Source organism: Chryseobacterium sp. HNCC26DJ240, from assembly GCF_057180485.1.
In genome coordinates this window covers 417,900-436,932 of record NZ_JBXUGK010000004.1, presented here as the reverse complement: position 1 = coordinate 436,932, position 19,033 = coordinate 417,900, and the positions used below count along the sequence as shown (strand labels likewise).

Genomic DNA, 19,033 nt, shown 5'->3' with positions numbered 1-19,033 from the left:
TATTAATTATTACTACAGTTTGAGAGATAAAGATTAATTTATGATGAAATTCCTTTTTTATATATTATTATTATTATTATTATTAAACTTTTCCGGCCAAGGTCAAGAGAAAAATGAAAAGGCAACTTCAAAACCAGAAGTTAAGATAAATGCTGATAAAGAATATAAAAAACAAAAAACCCGTTTTGAAGTTCGAGGTTATAAACTTTTTTATAATGATATCAATTTAAAATCAGATACTATTCAAAGCATCTTTAAAATTTTAGGAAAACCAAAAGGTGAAGATCTAGCTATGTTTTATTATGACAATTTACCATTTACTTTAAGCAATAAAGTAGTTTATGATAATCCAGGAAAATCTTATAATGACAGAAAACGTGTTATCACTAAAACCGGAGATACTTTACAAGTCATAAGAAAATACAGAATAATTTTTAAAAAGCACAAACCAAGTTATGTTCCAAGCAATAGAGATTCACTCTTAATGCAAATTCCTGCGGTAGACGGTTTTGTGAAAATTAATGGTTTTTACATTGATAAAAATACGAAGAGAGAAGAACTAGTTGCAATGCTGAAACCTACGGTAAAAAATGCAGATTTCTTCAATTCACGCGGAACGATTTCCACTTGGTATTATGCTACGGAAAATGACGAACCTTTAACAAAATTCGATTCCAGAATCCGTCCAGCTTTTGATGGCTACATTCGCATCGGTTATGCATATTTTGATGACGAACTGTATGCGACAGATTATTATACTATTTTGGAATAGCAATTTTAAGTGCTATTTATGTAATGGAAAAAAGGTCTTAAAGAAGATCTTGATAATCCGGCATTTTAAATAAATCAATTTTCCTAATAAGAATCGCCAACGATTTGATAAAATCTTATAACTTCAAGAATTCAAACCTTCCTTTCGCTATAACTGTAGTTTCATAGTAAGGTCTGCTCAAGTAGTGAATTTAGTAGAAAATTATGAAAGATCAAATAGCAATTTGGGTCAAAAAAAATCCGAAACAAAAAGTTCCGGATCTATATATAATTGAAAAATTACTTATTACCAATTACTCATCACTCATAATTATTCAACATCATACTTGCTGATCACTTTCTGAGTAACTCCTGAGCTGCTGAAACCTCCGTCGTGGAAAAGATTCTGCATGGTCACTTTTTTCGTTAAATCTGAGAATAATGTTACACAGTAATCTGCACACTCTAATGCTGTAGCGTTTCCTAGTGGAGACATATCTTCAGCGTAACCCATAAATCCGCCAAAACCTTTCACACCGCTTCCTGCAGTCGTTGGAGTAGGAGATTGAGAAACCGTGTTTACACGTACTTTTCTCTGTCCCCAATAGTTTCCGAAAGTTCTTGCGATGCTTTCAAGATATGCTTTGTTGTCAGACATATCGTTATAGTCAGGGAATGTTCTCTGTGCAGCAATGTAAGTCAATGCCAAAATACTTCCCCATTCGTTCATACAGTCTTTTTCGTAAGCCACTCTCATCACTTTGTGGAAAGAAACCGCTGAGATATCCCAACCTTTTTCCAACCAGTCGTAGTTCATTTCTGTATAATGTTTTCCTTTTCTCACGTTGATAGACATCCCGATAGAGTGTAGGATAAAATCGATTTTACCAAATTTTGCAACCGCAGCATCAAAAAGTTTTTCAAGATCTTCGATAGATGTAGCATCTGCACCAATCACTTCAGAACCCGTTTTTTCTGCCAAAGCATTCAATTCTCCCATTCTCAGGGCAATTGGAGCGTTTGATAAGATAAATTCTGCACCTTCTTCATGGCATCTTTCTGCAACTTTCCAAGCGATTGATTGTTCATTAAGGGCTCCAAATATAATTCCCTTCTTGCCTTTAAGTAAACCGTATGACATAGTATTTTAATGTTTATTAATCCACAAATGTAACGAATATTTGTGTTTAAAGCATAATAAAAAACGATGCCTTTAGTAAAAAAGACATCGTTTTTCTTTGAAATATTTATACGACTGAATTTTAATTCGTTTTCTTGTTCCATTCTGCCTTCACATCTTCTGCGGCATCTTTGGTTTTTTCCCATGCATCGCTGGCTCCCTGTTTAATATCGTCCCAGGTATCTCCGGCTTTTTCTTTTGCTCTTTCAAGCCAGCCTTCGCTTGTCGCTTCTTCGTCGTTATTTCTTCTTTCGTTGATATAATCTTTAGCTCTGTCTGCTAAATCCTCAACTTTCCATTTTGCGTTGTCTGCAGCATTTTTCAAAGAATCTTTGGTGTTGTCTACTGCGTTTTCTGCTTTGTTGTAATCTTGATTTTCCATTTTATTTTATATTTAAGGTGTTATGTTTTTGTTTAAACAATAAGCATTCCTAAAAAATGGATGCGATGTTAAAATTTTCATAATTTATTTTTTTTGTCTTATCCGTTAAATTAATTCACAGACAGCATGGCTTTCGTAAAATATTTATCCTGAGCATAAAATAATCATAATTTTTTCTCTATGTTTGAATCACGAAATATCTGTAAAGACTTTAATTTAAATTACTAATAATCAATGAAACTAAAATTATCTATTCTTGCAATGTGCTTTTACAGTGCACAGTTTTTCTCACAGCAATACTATGGCAAACAGCAGTCTAAAGATCTTCCCAAAGCTGAATTTATTTTAGCTGACGGTTCTAAAGTTGACGCCTTCTTCGTAGGATATACCTATCCAAACGGTACCTATCCGGGGTTTTTCGATAAAGATGATATTTACAATTTTGTTTATAAAAAAACGAAAACGTCAGCCGATGAGAAATTTGGAGCAAATGAAGTGAAGCTGGTGAAAATCTACGATGACCATGATGATGTAGTGAATGCCATTGAAAGGCTCGACATGAAATATATCGATAAAAACGGTCAGGTTTCAGACAAGAAAAAAAGATCGTTCCAGCCGTTACTTTATGATGGAAAATTACAGATTTTCGGTTCAAATCTTACCATTTGCACAGGTGCAGCCTGTAATTATGTCTACTCAAAAATATATATTAAAAATGCTAAGGATGATTTTGCCGTAATGCCTGTAGACTACGATAAAATGGGACTTTTTGCAGGCTCACTTTATGATAAAATGGTTGAAGCCTTCAAATATGCAGGCAGAAACTGTCCGGAATTTCAAAAATATATGGATAATTTTCAGAGCAAACTTGATGATAAGGATTTCAAAAAACAAATCAATGAAAGATTCAAAGGTGTAAGAAAAAAAGCCTATGAGGACGGCAAAAGTGCAAAGTTAGGGTACAACGGAACTCAGGAACTGATAGGTCAGTACATGCTTCAGGCTTATCTGGATTTCTATGGAGGCATCGTCAGAGAATACGAAAAAAATTGTCCGAACTGATTTAGATTAACCAGTAGAACTTTAAATTAAATTCAATAATACCTCAAGGTACTCTTATAAAAACTGAACTTAAAACTGATCAATGAAAAAGATAATTCCTTTACTATTACTTTTTATCGCAATGCAGATTACGGCACAAAAGAAAAGTGACTATGCACCTGTAGAGATTACCAAAGCTGATGGCAGCAAAATGACCGTACTGTTTAAAAGAATCACTCTTCCGCAGTTAAGCAGTTTTAAAAGCTTCTTCGGAGGAGAGCAGAACACCAATGTGAAGATCGAATACAAGACTTCTGAAAATGGACAGAAAATGACGATGAATTCTAAGGACATCGTAGGTTTCAAACTGCTTGATAAAGAGAATGATGAGATTGCATCTTTCGAACGATTATCCATAAGGGTTTTCGACAAAAATAACGTTTTAAAAGATCTGAAGCAGGTGATGTACATGCCTTTGGTGTATGAAGGTAAAATAAATGTATATGGAGAAGCCAATTTTATCTGTCAGACTTCTCCGGGCAGCAATAAAATTGTAAAAGGCACTTGTGAGTATGCGTACTCCACATTTTATCTTAAAAATAATCAGGAAAATTTTGCGGTTACGCCTCTTGACATAAAATTGTTCAACAGAGAAAGAAGTCTTGATAATTTTGCAAATGCCTACAAAGTTGCCGGTAAAGACTGTCCTGCTTTTACAAAGTATCTGGATGATTTACGGGCAAAAGTGTATGATAAAGCTTTTACAAAAAAAATGAGAGAAGATATGATCAGCTACCGTAAAGAGGTGAAAAAAGCTTCTCATGAAATTGACGGAAACCGGGAAGAAAGAATGGAATATATAGGAAGGCAGTTATTTCTGCACGAAGCCCAGATGTACATTGACATCGTGAAAGAATACGAAAAAAACTGTCCGTAATCATGATAATAAAAAGGATTTCAAATTGTGAAATCCTTTTTTGTTATTTTAATCCTAACTGTTATTAATCTTTTCTAATATATTTCAAAGCATATCTTGAGGGAAAATAAACCAGCGATGTCAAAATAAACAGAATTCCTGTCATTGCAAAAAATTCTGTAAATCTCATCATCATACTTGGCTCTAAACGGTCTCCGTCTGCAATGAAACCAAAGGTTGCAAGAACAAACGATACAGCAAGGAGGATTGAAAATTTAGCTTTCATAGTTTAATTTTAAATTTATCACTCAGTATTGAACGAAGATTGACTGTTTTTATTATGGAATTAAAAAATTATTTTACAACCCTTTCCAAAACCCATTCAATCAGATTTTGCTCTGAAGCGTGATGGTCTTTGGAAAATTCTCCTCTTCTACGGTTGGCAATGACATTATTTACGGTAATGGCTTTATGACCTAAAAGTTGAGAGAAAGCGTAGATAGCAGAAGTTTCCATTTCAAAATTGGTAATTCCCAGATCGTTTAAAGTTTCAAGAAACTGCTCGTCTGTTGCCTGCAGGCGCAATTGTCTGCCTTGTGGAGCATAGAAGCCCGGGAAAGTTGCTGTATTTCCGTGATATTTTGCGTCTTTGTAGAGTTCGCCCAATTCTTCAGACCATTCTGAGAAATAGAGCATCGGTTTTATCTTTTCGTAAGGAAATTTTTCATAAAAACTCTTCGAGAATTCATTTTCAAACTGATAATCTTTATAGAAATTCATCAGTCCGTCGAGACCAACTACATTTTGAGTAACCAACATATTATCGACTTCCACATCGGGATTTACGCTTCCGCAGGTTCCCATTCTGAAGAGTTTAAGCGATGTTTTTTCAGATTTGATTTCTTTCCTTTTTAAATCAATATTCACCAAAGCATCGAGCTCATTCATTACAATATCTATGTTTTCAGTACCGATTCCTGTAGACATTACGGTGATTCTTTCTCCTCTTAAAATTCCTGTATGGGTATAAAATTCTCTTTTGTTTTTTTTGATTTCTACTTTGTCGAAATGTTTTGAAACCTTTGCGACACGGTCGGGATCGCCTACGAGAATAATTTTTTCGGCAATATCTTCTGGTAAAAGATTTAAATGGTAGATGCTTCCGTCTTCATTGAGAATAAGTTCTGAAGCTGCAAGTTGATTAAGCATATTTTATTTATATTTTTTTTAGTTACTCTTTATATTAACAGATTCTGATGCCAGATTTCCATGTCCGCCAACGGCTCTTACTTCAATTTTATATGATTTATTAGGATCTGCTGTAAAATTTTGATTGATGGTATACTTAAATGTAAATTTCGTCTCTTCGAAGTTGATTATTGTATCATTACCGGGATACGAAATTACCAATAATTCTTCTCTTGTTATTGCATCTCCGTCATCTAATATTGTTGCGCGAACATTGACGACATCGCCACTATTGAATATCTGATTTTCTTTTGGGGAGTCTATTTTTATTTCACAATAGCGGTTATCATAATTACAGCTTTGTAGAAACAAAAAGGATAATATGATCGTTGATAAACATTGTTTTTTTTTCATTCAATCTTGTTTCTGAATTGTTTTTGCAAAGCTAAAAATAGTAAAAAGATTCCTGTAAATCAATGTGAAAATAATTTAATTATAAGTTAAAATTCAGGTAATGTTGGAAGACTACATTTGCGGATAAAAATATTGTGAGACTATTCCTCTTATCTGTTTCTGCTTTTATGATTATATTTCTTGCTGCGTCTTTCAAATATGCAGATAAAGGAACTGCTACCGAAAATACTTTTGTAAACCAAGGTCTTACCAATTTCAAAATCGAACTGGAATATCTGAAAAATGATGCCGAACTTTTTTCTGAAAATAAAATATCAGTCGAAAAACTTCGTGAAACCATCAGAAATACCAGAAATTCTTTTAAGGAAATCGAATTTTTCGTTGCTTACCATTATCCGGAATTTACCAAAACCCATCTCAATGCTGCTCCGCTTTTTCACATTGAAGCGGCAGGAACCACTGCTTTTACTTTGCCTCCGGAAGGTTTGCAGGTTTTGGATGAACTGATTTTTTCTGATGAAGCCGAAAATGAAAAAGAAGAAATAAAAACCATTACCAATTTCCTTTATAACAGTTACGCCAATTTCTATCTGAGTGCACTGAAAAACGGATTAAGTAAAGGAACCAACAAAACGTTACCCCTCAGAATCGAACTGATCCGGATTTACAGTTTGGGAGTGACTGGTTTTGATACGCCGGGGTCTTTAAATATTTCTGAGGAGTCTTCTCACGCTTTTCTGGGAATGAAAAATTATATTTTGGATGATGTTTATTTTAAAAGTTTCAAAACCGAAAAAGCCATTCTGATTTTAGATCAAACCATTCAGTATTTAGGAAAAAATAAAGATTTTGAAACTTTTGACCGGATTGAATTTTATAAAAACTTCATTCAGCCTTTGTATGAAGAATTGGGTAAATGGGATGGCAGACCGGATGACCTCAAAAACTTTTCAGGATGGAATGTTTCCAACAAAAACTTTTTTAAAGCTGATTTTTTTGATCCTTATTTTTATACTTTACTGAAACTTTCTGAAGACAGTCAGGAATTGAAAGATTTGGGCGAAAAGATATTTTATGACACCAGTTTCAGCGCCAATGGAAAAATGAGTTGTGCAAGCTGTCATTTGCCAGAGAATGCGTACACCGATTTAAAGTCAAAATCATTGAGCAATTTGGAAGGAAAGACGGTCTTAAGAAATTCCCCTTCACTTTACAATGCTGTTTTTGCCAAGAGATTTTTCTACGATATGCGCGCTTTTTATCTTGAGCAGCAAGCCGAACACGTGATTTACAATAAAGAGGAGTTTGACACAGATTACGAAAAGATTGTTGCCAGATTAAATTCGAATAATGATTACAAAAAAGCGTTTTCAACTATTTTTAAAGACAAAAAAATCACAAAACAGAATTTTTCGAAAGCTTTGAGTTCATTTGTGGCTTCACTGTATTCTTTTGAAAGTGATTTTGACCGTTTTATGAGAAATGAAAAAGAAATTTCTGATGATGCAAAAAAAGGATTTAACCTTTTTATGGGAAAAGCGAACTGTGCCACCTGTCATTTTGCTCCTCATTTTTCAGGATTGGTGCCACCGTTTTTCAATGAAAATGAATCTGAAGTTTTAGGGGTGACGAAGAAACCAATCGTCTATTTTCCTATAGAACTCGATGATGACAAGGGAAGAATTAATTCAAATGTCAAAAAAGAAAACTCATGGATTTATGAGAATTCTTTCAAAACGATGACTGTAAGAAATATTGCTTTAACGAAACCTTACTTTCACAACGGAGCTTTTAACACTCTGGAAGAAGTAGTCGAATTTTATAATGAAGGTGGAGGAGAAGGCTTGGGATTACCCATGAAAAACCAAACGCTTCCAGCCGATAAACTCGATCTTACTCAAACTGAGAAAAAGCAGCTGATCAGTTTTCTGAACACTTTGACGGATATCAGTAAGGCTAAAACTGATGTGAAGAAAAAATAATCATCCTTTGATTCAGATTATTAAAATTTATAATTTAAAGATACGGGATTAGAGTTTCGGGTTGCAAGGATATAACTTTAGGAAGCGAGAATATAGTTTTCGAAAGCGAGAATATAAGTTTGGGATGCAAGAATATTGATTACCTACGCAAGAATATAATTTACACATACAAGAATTGAATTCGCCAATGCAAGAATATAGTTTGCCAATGTAAGAATATTGTTCGCCAAAGCAAGAATATAATTTACACAAACAAGAATTGAATTCGCCAACGTGAGAATATAGTTTGCCAAAGCAAAAATATTCGTTGACAATGCAACAATTGAACTCGCCAACGCGAGAATATACTTCGCCAATGTAAAAATATTCTTGTGGTATGCAAGAATATAATTTAACCACAAATTCGGTATCAATAGGAACGGGCTTTAGCCCGTTTTTGATTTAACAAACATCAGAACGGCTTTAGCCAAAATTTAGATCTCTGTTTTGGCTGAAGTCTTTATTGTGGCGTCATTTGAATCATCGGGCTAAAGCCCGACGCTATTCATAAAATGTTTAGATTCATTCGGAACCGTAGATTACACGAAGTCAACTATAAAAACAGGTCAATAGTTATTTACTAAATTAAACACTAATGTTCCCACACAAAAATTTAAGTTTTGCAAATGATGAATTTTTAAATTTAATACTAATTTAACCTGCGTAACATTCGCTTTCAGTTTTATTAATATTCACCGCTGTTTAATTAAAGGTAGCGTAACGCAAACCCATCGGGAAACAGATAGTTTTGCACTTGAAAAATGATAATTTAATAAAAAAGTGAAAAGAAAACTACTTACGATCGCAGCCTTGGCTTTGATTACTACATCGATGGTACAGGCACAGACGACAATCTTCGGATTGCAGAGTTCATGGAAGTTCAATGATGCTGATGTTGCTCTTCCTGCAACATGGAAAAGCACAACTTATGACGTTTCTGCATGGGCTTCTGGAAACGGACCATTGGGTTACGGAGATCCTGTAACGACAGCATTCGTTTCGGGAGTTGATACCGCTTATCTTACAAAAGATTTCACGGTAAATCTAGCTGATCTTACTACCAATATGGAATTTGGCGTTAGAAGAGACGACGGAATCGTGGTTTATCTTAACGGCGAAGAAGTAATAAGAGACAATATGCCTGCGGGAGTGATTGCTCACGGAACTTTTTCAAGTACAACTATTGACGGAGCAGCAGAAACCGCAATCAATGTATTTACCATTCCAAAAAACAAATTTGTACAGGGAAACAACAGAATTTCTATCGAATTGCACAACAGAAGTGCAGGAAGTTCAGATTTAACGATTGATGCTTATCTTAAAACGATTGTTCCGCCTCAGCCATTGGGTTCTGTATTGATTCAGGGTTCATCCTGGAGCTATAAAGACGACAATCAGCCTCAGGCATCACAGTGGAAAGATTCCAACTATAATATTTCTGCGTGGGCAACAGGAAATGGGCCATTAGGTTACGGAGATCCTGTAGCTACAACGCTCAATACAGGTTTGGCGACTGCTTATTTTGCTAAAGATTTCACAGCCAATTTAGCTGACCTTTCTGCCAATATGGAATTGGGCGTTATGAGAGACGACGGAATCGTGGTTTATCTGAACGGACAGGAAGTTGTAAGAGACAATATGCCGGCTGGTGTAATTACTCACGATACTTTCTCAAGTACAATCATCGACGGAGCTGCAGAAAATACTTACAACACATTTGTAATTCCGAAAAATAAATTTGTACAGGGAACCAACAGAATCGCTATCGAAGTTCATAACAGAGATCTGACCAGTTCAGATCTGAGAATGGATGCCTACATCAAAAACTCAACTATCGTAGCTCCGCCTGCAACCTGCAATAATGGAGCACATATCAGCTGTTTTACCTCAATTGTTCCGACAACTCAGACTGCAAAACTGATTATTCCTGCTGAGCATAAATACCAGCTGATCCTTAAAGAAGGTGATTCTTACACTGAAGGCGGAGGTTTGGTAGGAGGTCTTAACGACTTTACAGCTTACGTTGCTAAAAACAGCAGCAGTGTAGATGGTTATTTATCTGTAAACCATGAAACCAATCCTGGTGGAGTAACAATGGCAGAAGTAAATTACAATGCCACTACAAAACTTTGGCAATTGTCAAGATCGAGAGCGGTAAGTTTTTCAGATACAAGTTTGGTTCAGACGATCAGAAACTGTTCGGGAGGTATTACACCTTGGGGAACTGTAGTTACAGCTGAAGAATCTGTTACTTCAAATGATATCAATGCCGATGGTTACAAAGATTACGGTTGGTTAGTAGAGATCAATCCTGCTACAGCTCAGGTAATGTCTCACAATACCAACGGAACAAAAGATAAACTGTGGCAAATGGGAATCATGAACCACGAAAACGTAGTGGTAAATGATGCAGGAACAGTAGCATACTACGGTGAAGACGGTGGAACGCACATGGTTTATAAATATGTGATGGATACTCCAAACAATTTTGCTTCAGGAAACCTTTATGTTTTAAAATTAACAAATGGTTTAAGTGGAGGAGATCCGGTAGCAACTACAGGACAGTGGATTCAGATTCCAAACAAAACCCAGGCAGACCAGAATAATACACAGGCATTGGCTCAGTCATTGGGCGGAACAATGTTCAACGGAGTGGAAGATGTGGAAATCAGTCCGCTTGATGGTAAAATTTACTTTACTGCGAAAGGTTTAGATAAGGTTTACAGAATGACAGATAACGGAATGACGCTTTCAAACGTTGAAACTTTCGTCGGAGGTTCATCTACCGTTTATTCTTTCAACACTGCTCAGGGAATCAAAACTGAATCTTGGGGTGACGGAAACGACAACCTTACATTTGACGAATTGGGGAATCTTTGGGTACTTCAGGATGGTGGTAAAAACTACATTTGGGTAGTTGGTCCGGATCACACACAGGCAAACCCGAACGTGAGATTGTTTGCTTCAATGCCGGCAGGTTCTGAGCCTACAGGTCTTACATTTACACCGGACAAAAAATTTGGTTTCTTCTCTATCCAGCATCCAAATTCAACTATTGATACAGATATTGATGCAACAGGTAATACAATTGATTACAAAGGTAAATCTGCTACTGTGGTCGTTGCACTTTCACAGTTCTTAGGAACTACAGGAACTTTGGCAACTACTGAGGTTGTAAAAGAAACTGAAGTGACAGTGGCTCCAAACCCTACATCAGGAATTGTAAAAATCAATTCTCCAAAAGCGTTGAAAAACCTAGAAATTACTGCCTACAGCGTTGACGGAAAGATCGTGTTTAAGAAGAAATACAATGGTTCTACAAGCCAGTTAGATTTAGACTTTACCAGTCAGCTGAACGTTTCAAGAGTTTTAATATTAAATATTGAAGCGGAAGGATTCCAGAAGACTGCGAAGATTCTTAAAAAATAATTTAATACTTTACACAAGGCTGCCGGAAGTTTTTCCGGTGGCCTTTTTTATTATGAAGAAGCTATTAGTTTTAATTTCCTTATCATTTTTATCTGAACTGAATGCACAGATTGATCCGGTTAAATTTCCAACTTATACAGATATCGAAGCCGCTTTAAACTCTGATAAAACTGTGTACAGCATGAGTTTCAGAGATAAAGGACTTTTTAATCTTCCGCCACAGATTTCAAAATTAAATTCAATCTTCTTTCTGAATTTAATGGGGAACAATTTTGAAAAAATTGATGAGGTTCTTTTTACTTTAAAGGAAATGGAAATTTTATATTTAAATGAAAATAACATCAAATATATTCCGGATGAAATTGCAGAATTAAAAAAACTGAAGACGTTTTCCATGAACTTAAATCAGCTGACATCCATTAACCCCGAATTTTCTAAACTTCAGAATCTGAAGTCGGTTTATCTTGATGCCAATAATCTGAATATTTTCCCGCCTGCTCTTACCAAAATTTCGGGTTTGGAAGAAATCAATCTTCACAGCAACCAGATCAGCAATGTTTCTGATGTTGATAAGATAAAAAATTTACAGTTTTTAAATCTTTCTTCAAATCAAATCAACGACCTAAATGATTCTGAATTTCCAAAGAAATTAAAATACCTTGAACTTCAGAAAAACACAATTACGGCAATTCCTGAATCTATTTTAAATTTAAAAAACTTAGAATTTTTAAACATCGGAGAAAACAAAATCACAAAAATTTCCCCGAAAATAAAGAACATGAAAAAACTGTCGAGTTTAAATCTCGCCAATAATAATCTGGAATCACTTCCACAGGAAATTACCCAGCTTAAAAACTTAAAAACATTAATTCTCAACGGTAATCCATTGAAAAAAGATGAGGTAGAACACCTCAGAAAAAAAATGTCGGAAACCCAGATCTACTTCTAGATTATCCGCCGACCCTTTTGGTCTTGAAGCCCATTTCTTTAAGGATATCCATTATTTTATCACGGTTATCGCCCTGTATGATAATCGTTCCATCCTTTTCAGAACCACCGATTCCTAAGGTGGTTTTTATTTTTTTGGAAATTTTTTTCAAATCTTCCTCACTGCCTTCCCAGCCTTCAACTACGGTTACAGGTTTTCCGTTTCTGCCTTTCTTTTCAAATTTACAAACCAGAGGTTCTTTTTGTTTAAAAGCTTCCTGCGGCATTTCAAAATCCTGCTCTTCGTGCTCAGGGAAAAGGTTTTTTAGTTGGTCTCTTAAATCCATTTGGCAAAATTAAAAAATTCTCTTCAAAAAAGAATGTAGAATGTTTATTCTAATTGGAAAGCTTATTTTCTATATAGAATTTTGTCTTCTAATATAACAATATTCCCACTTGTATTAAAGAGGAAATCATTATAAACTCTTAATTCTTTTTGATCTTTAACAAGTTTATCAGAAGTTTTGCTGTCGAACCAATTGTTCAAAAAAACATCAATGTTAGTGATTTGTGAGTCAGATTCTGACTTACTTACAGTGTTTTTTAAAGAATCAATTTTCTTTTTATCATAAAGCATTTCAGCTTGAATAAAACTATCAGAAGGTCCCGCAAGAATACCTTTAGAGTTATCAATATAAATGTGTTGAAATTTAACGTTTTGTGGTTTGAATTTAGAAACATCTAATATGTTTTGTAAATCAGATGGATTTTCTGATACAATCTTAATTTTATTCGATTTTTCATGATAATTACATGATATAAAGGCAAAAAGAAATGATGCTGAACTGAGAACAATGTATTTTTTAATTTTTATCATACCTTAAAATTAGTAATTACTAAATATAATAATATTACAATTAGAAATGTTTTTAATCTTGAGTTTAACAGCTTTTAATCAAAATTTAAGCACCACAAATTCGGATTTTCATTAATAAATGGATAAATTTGTTTTGTTAAAATTTTCAAAGAATGTCAAAAAAAGCAATATTAGCAATCCTTGACGGATGGGGAATCGGTCTGAAACCTGAAGTTTCGGCTATTGAACAGGCCAACACACCGTTTATGGACAGCTGTTTCCAGAAATTTCCACATACAACCCTCGAAGCAAGCGGCCTTGCCGTAGGTCTTCCTGTAGGACAGATGGGAAATTCTGAAGTAGGTCACATGAATCTGGGTGCCGGAAGAGTAGTTTATCAGAATCTTGTAAAACTCAACATGGCAGTAGAAGAAGGAACTCTTGGCCACGAAAAAGTAATTGTTGACGCCTTTGATTATGCTAAAAGAGAAAATAAAGCAGTCCATTTTATCGGTCTGGTTTCAAACGGTGGTGTGCATTCGCATATAAATCATTTAAAAGGACTTTTAACCGCAGCCAAAAATTTTGGTTTAAATGAAAACGTTTATGTTCACGCATTTACAGACGGCCGCGACTGTGATCCACATTCAGGATTAGGTTTTATTCAGGAACTTCAGCAGCACATGTCTGAAACTACAGGTAAACTTGCAACAGTTACCGGAAGATACTTTGCGATGGACAGAGACAGAAGATGGGAACGTGTGAGATTGGCTTACGATGCGATGTGTTCAGGAATTGGGTTTAGAACCACTGATGCTTTGTCTGCAATTCAGGATTCATATAATGATAATATTTCAGACGAATTTATCAAACCTATTATTCTTACGAAAGAAACTCAGGTTGGAAACATTGTTCCGATGGCGAAAATGGTTGATGGCGATGTGGTGATCTGCTTTAACTTCCGTACAGACAGAGGCCGTGAAATCACAGAAGTGCTTTGTCAGCAAGATATGCCGGATTATCAGATGAGAAAACTGGATTTGTATTATGTGACATTGACCAATTACGACAAAACATATCAGAATGTAAAAGTTGTTTTTGATGAAAATGTTCTTACAGAAACAATGGGCGAAATTTTGGAAAGAAACGGCAAAACGCAAATCAGAATCGCTGAAACTGAAAAATATCCTCACGTTACTTTTTTCTTTTCCGGTGGCAGAGAAGAAGAATTCCATGGAGAAAGAAGATTGCTTTGTCCGAGCCCGAAAGACGTTCCGACTTACGATTTGAAACCTGAAATGTCGGCTTACGATATTACCAACGTTATTTTACCTGAACTTAAAAATCAATCTGCAGATTTTATTTGTTTAAATTTCGCCAATACTGATATGGTGGGGCACACAGGAGATTTTGATGCTGCAATCAAAGCTGCCGAAACGGTGGATAAATGTATCGAACAGGTGGCTACAACCGCTTACGAAAATGATTATGCAGTTTTCATTTTGGCAGACCACGGAAATTCTGATGTAATGAAAAATGCCGACGGCTCGCCAAATACACAGCACTCAACCAATCTGGTTCCGTTAATTGTGATGGATAAAGACCATGAATGGAATCTTACAGCAGGAAAACTTGGAGACATTGCACCAACTATTTTAAAAGTGATGGGTGTGGAAATTCCAGCAATTATGACAGGAAATATTCTTGTAAATTAAAAATAAACTCAGCAATATAAAGGTAAAAAGACCGTTATCAGAATAGCGGTCTTTCATGATAATCATCATAACGTTGTCGTTATTATGTTACAAATAATAAATTATGTTATATCTTTGCAACTCATATAAATCAATTTAGAATGTATCAAAGCTTGGTAAGGAAAGAAGTAATGGGAATTTTGGAAAAAGAAGTTGGTTCTTTCCTTGATAAATTTTTAACCCCAATTGAAAAAATTTGGCAGCCGTCAGACTACCTACCGGATCCGTCAAGCGCTGATTTTAAATATGATTTAGAAGAAATTCAGACCTTCGCACAGGAGATGCCTTATGATCTTTTTGTAACGCTTATCGGCGACTGTATCACGGAAGAAGCATTGCCTTCTTACGAATCTTGGTTAATGAGCGTTGACGGAATTGATCAGGAAAAAAGCGGACCGAGCTGGGCAAGCTGGATCAGATCATGGACGGCTGAAGAAAACAGACACGGCGATTTGCTAGGAAAATATCTGTATTTGTGTGGAAGAGTAAACATGAGACAGATGGAAATCACTACCCAATACTTAATAAGTGATGGTTTTGATATCGGAACAAGCATGGATCCTTACAGAAACTTTGTTTACACAAGTTTTCAGGAAACAGCGACCAACGTTTCGCACAGAAGGGTAGGAACTTTAGCAAAACAAACCGGAAACGGAAAGTTAGCTAAAATGTGTGGTGTAATTGCTGCCGATGAAGCGAGGCACGCAAAAGCTTACAAGCATTTTGTTGCAAAAATTTTAGAATTGGATCCTTCGGAAATGATTTTGGCATTTGAAGATATGATGCGTAAAAAAATCGTAATGCCGGCTCACATGATGAGACAGTCCGGTCAGGCAGCGGGCGAACTTTGGGGACATTTCTCAGATGCAGCTCAAAGATGTATGGTTTATACAGGTCAGGATTATATCAACATTATGAAAGATCTTTTGGATGAATGGAAAATTGAACACATCACAGGTCTTACTGAAAAAGCAGAAAAAGCTCAGGAATATTTAATGAAACTTCCGTCAAGACTTCAGAAGATTACAGATAGAATTTCAACTCCGGATCTACAGTTTGAATTCAACTGGGTGAAAAAATAGACAATAGTTTAACAATTTTTATAAACAGAGAGTGCCGCAGCGATGTAGCACTCTTTTATTTTATTTAGTATCTTTGCCGAGCTAAATCATACATAAAAGATGAATAATAAAAAAATAGCAGTAGATTTTGACGGAACAGTAGTGGAAGATGCCTATCCATCGGTAGGTAAAGCAAAAATTTTTGCTTTTGAAACCTTAAAAAAACTTCAATCTGAAGGTTACAGACTGATTCTCTGGACATACCGACATGGTCAGGCTTTGGAAGACGCCATCGAATTCTGCAGAAAAAACGGCGTTGAATTTTACGCCGTGAACTCAAGTTTTGAAGGTGAAGTTTTTGATTCTGCCACACAATCCAGAAAAATTGATGCCGACTGGTTCATCGACGACCGAAATATCGGTGGTTTCCCAGGTTGGGGAGAAATCTACAACATCATCACAGAAAGAATAGAATTCCGCGTGGAAGGAGGCGAAGTTTTAGCCTATTCAAAACTGAAAAGAGAAAAAAAGAAAGGTTTGTTTTGGTAAACAATCCAATGTAACAATTTACCAATTTACCAATCTACCAATCAGCTATTGTTACACTGATACACTGTTAGATTGCTACATTTTTAGAATTAATGATTCATTTAAAAAATATAGACGAGCTTCGTCTGATGAAAGAAAGCGCAAGACTGGTTTCCAGAACTTTGGGAATGATTGCTAAAGAAATCAAACCGGGAATTACTACGCTTCATTTAGATAAGTTAGCTCACGATTTTATCAAAGATCACGGTGCTGAGCCTGCATTTTTAGGATACGGTGGTTTTCCGTATTCACTTTGTATCTCGCCTAATGATCAGGTGGTACACGGTTTTCCAAGCAAGGAAGAAATCAAAGAAGGTGACGTACTTTCTGTAGATTGTGGTGCTATTCTTAACGGTTTTGTAGGAGATCACGCTTACACCTTTGAAATAGGAGAAGTTTCTCCTGAAACTAAAAAACTACTGAAAGTTGCTAAAGAATCTTTATACAAAGGAATCGAGCAATGTGTGAGAGGAAAAAGAATTGGAGACATTTCTTATGCCATCCAGAATCATTGTGAGAAACAGGGTTATGGTGTGGTAAAGGAATTAGTCGGTCACGGTGTTGGAAGAAAAATGCATGAAGATCCGCAGGTTCCAAACTACGGAAGACAGGGTAGTGGGAAAGTCATTAAAGATGGTTTAACTATCGCTATTGAACCAATGATTAACCTTGGAACTGAAAAAGTGAAATTCCACAGCGATGGCTGGACGGTTACTACTTTAGATAACAAACCTTCTGCACATTTTGAGCATGATGTTGCGGTGATCAACGGTAAACCCGTTTTACTTTCGACTTTCGATTATATTTATGAAGCGTTGGGAATTGTAAGTGATGAGGAGAAAGCTTTTCAACTGGATTTTTAATTTTCTTTTAAACTTTCTACCAATATTCTGCTGCTCAGCAGCTTTCTTTAAACATAAACAGTGAAAAAACTAACCAAGCTTTTACTCAATAAAATCCCTCGTCCTATGCTTATTCAGATGAGCGTTTGGGCGCGACCTTTGATTTATCAGTTCTTTAAAGGCGACAAATTTTTTGATCCTATCGATGGGAAATCTTACCGGAAATTTCTTCCTTACGGATATGGAACGCAGCGTGAAAATGCTTTGTCTCCGGGAACTTTAAGTTTGGAAAGACACCGCCAAATGTTTCTTTATCTTCAGAATGAAACAGAATTTTTTACGAGAAACTATAAAGTTCTGCACATCGCACCGGAACAGGAATTCTTGAGGAAATTTAAAAAGATGAAAAATCTGGATTATATTTCTGCTGACCTTTTTTCGCCAATCGTGGATGTGAAAGCTGATATTCTTGATCTTCCGTTTGCGGATGAAAGTTTTGATATTATTTTCTGCAATCACGTTTTGGAACATATTCAGGATGATACTAAGGCGATGAGTGAATTATATCGCGTAATGAGACCCGGTGGATGGGGAATTTTACAGGTTCCGATGAAGAATTCTCTCGAAAAAACCTACGAAGATTTTACCATAACAGATCCGAAAGAAAGACAGAAACATTTCGGGCAATACGATCACGTCCGCTGGTACGGAATGGATTATTTTGACCGTCTAAAATCAGCAGGATTTGAAACTGAAATCAATTTCTACTCCCAACAGTTTTCTGATGAAGAAATCAAAAAATACGGTTTAAGAAAAAACGAAATTTTACCCATTGTTTCAAAAAAATAAAGAAAAACGGCTTCTGATTCTGAGGCCGTTTTTTTGTTGTATGATTTCTGAAATTAATCTTTTATAAAAAATTCAGGCCTGGAATTTTCGATCATCAAAATATACTGACCTTTTTGAAAATGACTGATATCAACTCTAACTGACTGACCTGAAGTCAAAGTTTCATAAATAAGTTTACCCGACACATCATAAATCTTTAAATTTAAATTTCTGTCAATATTTTCTAACGCTAAAAAATCTTTCGCAGGATTTGGATAAATTTTGAATCTTTTCTTAATGATATTATCTTTTGTTCCCAAATAAACGTAATCGTTGTTGTAATAAATTTTGTTTCCTGTTGTCGTGTTTGTTATGATAAGTGTTTTAGAACTTCCATTATTTACAATCTGGTAATTATAAACAGTTCCTGCAGGATCAAAATAAAAATTACAGTTACTTCCATCAAATGCTTGAACGATCGCAGCATTTGTTCCGTAATAAACTGCTAATGTACAAGCACCGCTCAATTTTGTAAAATTATCAGTTAATGTATTGAATGTAAGATTAACAGCTGCAGTATTGTAAAAACTTGAATTGAAATTATAAGTACTTCCATAATTTTGAAAATTGGATGCTCCAATTGGTAATTGAATTGCAGGGACAGCCATCGTCTGATTATTGATATCCATCTGCGAAATATACCAGCTGTTGCTAAAAAGCTCAGGGTTTTGAGCAATAATAAGATTGCTCAAAAATGTTAAAAAGAGTAAAGTTTTTTTCATAATTTTTGTTTAAAGTTACAAAGAAAACTATTCTTGTACAGGTGACAAAAATTAAAAATTATTTAAGTTTTTAA

At 35.3% G+C, this 19,033-nt stretch carries 20 protein-coding genes; 11 read left to right on the top strand and 9 right to left on the bottom strand.

Translation table 11 applies throughout. The features are described from left to right. Positions 1 to 40: 40 nt before the first annotated feature. A complete protein-coding gene (locus AC2A1G_RS10575; protein ID WP_484046875.1) occupies positions 41 to 772 on the top strand; it encodes a hypothetical protein in 732 nt (243 codons plus the stop codon). Between the two features lie 309 nt (positions 773 to 1,081). Here AC2A1G_RS10575 and AC2A1G_RS10570 read toward each other — a convergent pair whose 3' ends face one another. Together AC2A1G_RS10570 and AC2A1G_RS10565 are read right to left on the bottom strand one after the other, a co-directional pair. Beyond that, the gene (locus AC2A1G_RS10570; protein WP_056079442.1) at positions 1,082 to 1,891 is read right to left on the bottom strand and encodes an enoyl-ACP reductase FabI; all 810 of its coding nucleotides are present in this window, start codon (positions 1,889 to 1,891) and stop codon (positions 1,082 to 1,084) included. Between the two features lie 121 nt (positions 1,892 to 2,012). Next, the gene (locus AC2A1G_RS10565; RefSeq protein ID WP_262147109.1) at positions 2,013 to 2,312 is read right to left on the bottom strand and encodes a hypothetical protein; all 300 of its coding nucleotides are present in this window, start codon (positions 2,310 to 2,312) and stop codon (positions 2,013 to 2,015) included. A 234-nt stretch (positions 2,313 to 2,546) separates the two neighbouring features. Here AC2A1G_RS10565 and AC2A1G_RS10560 point away from each other — a divergent pair, with 234 nt between their 5' ends. Together AC2A1G_RS10560 and AC2A1G_RS10555 are read left to right on the top strand one after the other, a co-directional pair. After that, positions 2,547 to 3,374 carry a hypothetical protein gene (locus AC2A1G_RS10560; protein WP_484046874.1) on the top strand — a complete coding sequence of 276 codons (828 nt, stop codon included), beginning with the start codon at positions 2,547 to 2,549 and terminating at the stop codon, positions 3,372 to 3,374. A gap of 82 nt (positions 3,375 to 3,456) precedes the next feature. Continuing rightward, on the top strand, positions 3,457 to 4,290 hold the full coding sequence (locus AC2A1G_RS10555; protein WP_484046873.1) for a hypothetical protein: 834 nt from the start codon (positions 3,457 to 3,459) through the stop codon (positions 4,288 to 4,290). A 64-nt stretch (positions 4,291 to 4,354) separates the two neighbouring features. On the opposite strand, the gene AC2A1G_RS10550 is transcribed toward AC2A1G_RS10555, so the two are convergent. The 3 genes from AC2A1G_RS10550 to AC2A1G_RS10540 all read right to left on the bottom strand — a co-directional run bounded on the left by AC2A1G_RS10550 (position 4,355) and on the right by AC2A1G_RS10540 (position 5,871). Beyond that, positions 4,355 to 4,555: a hypothetical protein gene (locus tag AC2A1G_RS10550; protein ID WP_484046872.1), complete on the bottom strand. Its 201-nt coding sequence runs from the start codon at positions 4,553 to 4,555 to the stop codon at positions 4,355 to 4,357. Positions 4,556 to 4,623: 68 nt separating this feature from the next. After that, complete coding sequence (locus tag AC2A1G_RS10545) at positions 4,624 to 5,478, bottom strand: nucleoside phosphorylase (RefSeq protein ID WP_484046871.1); 855 nt, start codon at positions 5,476 to 5,478, stop codon at positions 4,624 to 4,626. Positions 5,479 to 5,496: 18 nt separating this feature from the next. Then, positions 5,497 to 5,871, bottom strand: a complete 375-nt coding sequence (locus AC2A1G_RS10540; protein ID WP_484046870.1) for an Ig-like domain-containing protein — start codon at positions 5,869 to 5,871, stop codon at positions 5,497 to 5,499. Positions 5,872 to 6,005: 134 nt separating this feature from the next. On the opposite strand from AC2A1G_RS10540, the gene AC2A1G_RS10535 reads away from it, so the two are divergent. Next, positions 6,006 to 7,853: a cytochrome-c peroxidase gene (locus AC2A1G_RS10535; protein WP_484046869.1), complete on the top strand. Its 1,848-nt coding sequence runs from the start codon at positions 6,006 to 6,008 to the stop codon at positions 7,851 to 7,853. Between the two features lie 143 nt (positions 7,854 to 7,996). On the opposite strand, the gene AC2A1G_RS10530 is transcribed toward AC2A1G_RS10535, so the two are convergent. After that, positions 7,997 to 8,209 (bottom strand): hypothetical protein, encoded by a 213-nt coding sequence (locus tag AC2A1G_RS10530; RefSeq protein ID WP_484046868.1) that lies wholly within the window; start codon positions 8,207 to 8,209, stop codon positions 7,997 to 7,999. Between the two features lie 463 nt (positions 8,210 to 8,672). Here AC2A1G_RS10530 and AC2A1G_RS10525 point away from each other — a divergent pair, with 463 nt between their 5' ends. Continuing rightward, positions 8,673 to 11,321: an alkaline phosphatase PhoX gene (locus tag AC2A1G_RS10525; RefSeq protein WP_484046867.1), complete on the top strand. Its 2,649-nt coding sequence runs from the start codon at positions 8,673 to 8,675 to the stop codon at positions 11,319 to 11,321. Between the two features lie 52 nt (positions 11,322 to 11,373). Further along, positions 11,374 to 12,270, top strand: coding sequence for a leucine-rich repeat domain-containing protein (locus AC2A1G_RS10520; RefSeq protein WP_484046866.1), 897 nt, complete (start codon positions 11,374 to 11,376; stop codon positions 12,268 to 12,270). Between the two features lies 1 nt (position 12,271). Here the strand turns inward: AC2A1G_RS10520 and AC2A1G_RS10515 are convergent, their stop codons facing one another. Next, on the bottom strand, positions 12,272 to 12,595 hold the full coding sequence (locus AC2A1G_RS10515; protein WP_262147200.1) for a translation initiation factor: 324 nt from the start codon (positions 12,593 to 12,595) through the stop codon (positions 12,272 to 12,274). A gap of 62 nt (positions 12,596 to 12,657) precedes the next feature. Continuing rightward, positions 12,658 to 13,125, bottom strand: coding sequence for a hypothetical protein (locus AC2A1G_RS10510; protein ID WP_484046865.1), 468 nt, complete (start codon positions 13,123 to 13,125; stop codon positions 12,658 to 12,660). A gap of 152 nt (positions 13,126 to 13,277) precedes the next feature. Between AC2A1G_RS10510 and gpmI the strand changes: the two genes are divergently transcribed. The 5 genes from gpmI to AC2A1G_RS10485 all read left to right on the top strand — a co-directional run bounded on the left by gpmI (position 13,278) and on the right by AC2A1G_RS10485 (position 18,198). Then, complete coding sequence (gpmI, locus tag AC2A1G_RS10505; protein ID WP_484046864.1) at positions 13,278 to 14,819, top strand: 2,3-bisphosphoglycerate-independent phosphoglycerate mutase; 1,542 nt, start codon at positions 13,278 to 13,280, stop codon at positions 14,817 to 14,819. 140 nt (positions 14,820 to 14,959) lie between these two features. Next, positions 14,960 to 15,940 carry an acyl-ACP desaturase gene (locus AC2A1G_RS10500; RefSeq protein WP_056030155.1) on the top strand — a complete coding sequence of 327 codons (981 nt, stop codon included), beginning with the start codon at positions 14,960 to 14,962 and terminating at the stop codon, positions 15,938 to 15,940. 99 nt (positions 15,941 to 16,039) lie between these two features. Further along, on the top strand, positions 16,040 to 16,468 hold the full coding sequence (locus AC2A1G_RS10495) for a BT0820 family HAD-type phosphatase (protein WP_262147206.1): 429 nt from the start codon (positions 16,040 to 16,042) through the stop codon (positions 16,466 to 16,468). 92 nt (positions 16,469 to 16,560) lie between these two features. Then, positions 16,561 to 17,370, top strand: a complete 810-nt coding sequence (map, locus tag AC2A1G_RS10490; protein ID WP_484046863.1) for a type I methionyl aminopeptidase — start codon at positions 16,561 to 16,563, stop codon at positions 17,368 to 17,370. A 60-nt stretch (positions 17,371 to 17,430) separates the two neighbouring features. Continuing rightward, positions 17,431 to 18,198 carry a class I SAM-dependent methyltransferase gene (locus AC2A1G_RS10485; protein WP_484046862.1) on the top strand — a complete coding sequence of 256 codons (768 nt, stop codon included), beginning with the start codon at positions 17,431 to 17,433 and terminating at the stop codon, positions 18,196 to 18,198. A 53-nt stretch (positions 18,199 to 18,251) separates the two neighbouring features. Here the strand turns inward: AC2A1G_RS10485 and AC2A1G_RS10480 are convergent, their stop codons facing one another. Further along, positions 18,252 to 18,959: a T9SS type A sorting domain-containing protein gene (locus AC2A1G_RS10480; protein WP_484046861.1), complete on the bottom strand. Its 708-nt coding sequence runs from the start codon at positions 18,957 to 18,959 to the stop codon at positions 18,252 to 18,254. Positions 18,960 to 19,033: the final 74 nt, after the last annotated feature.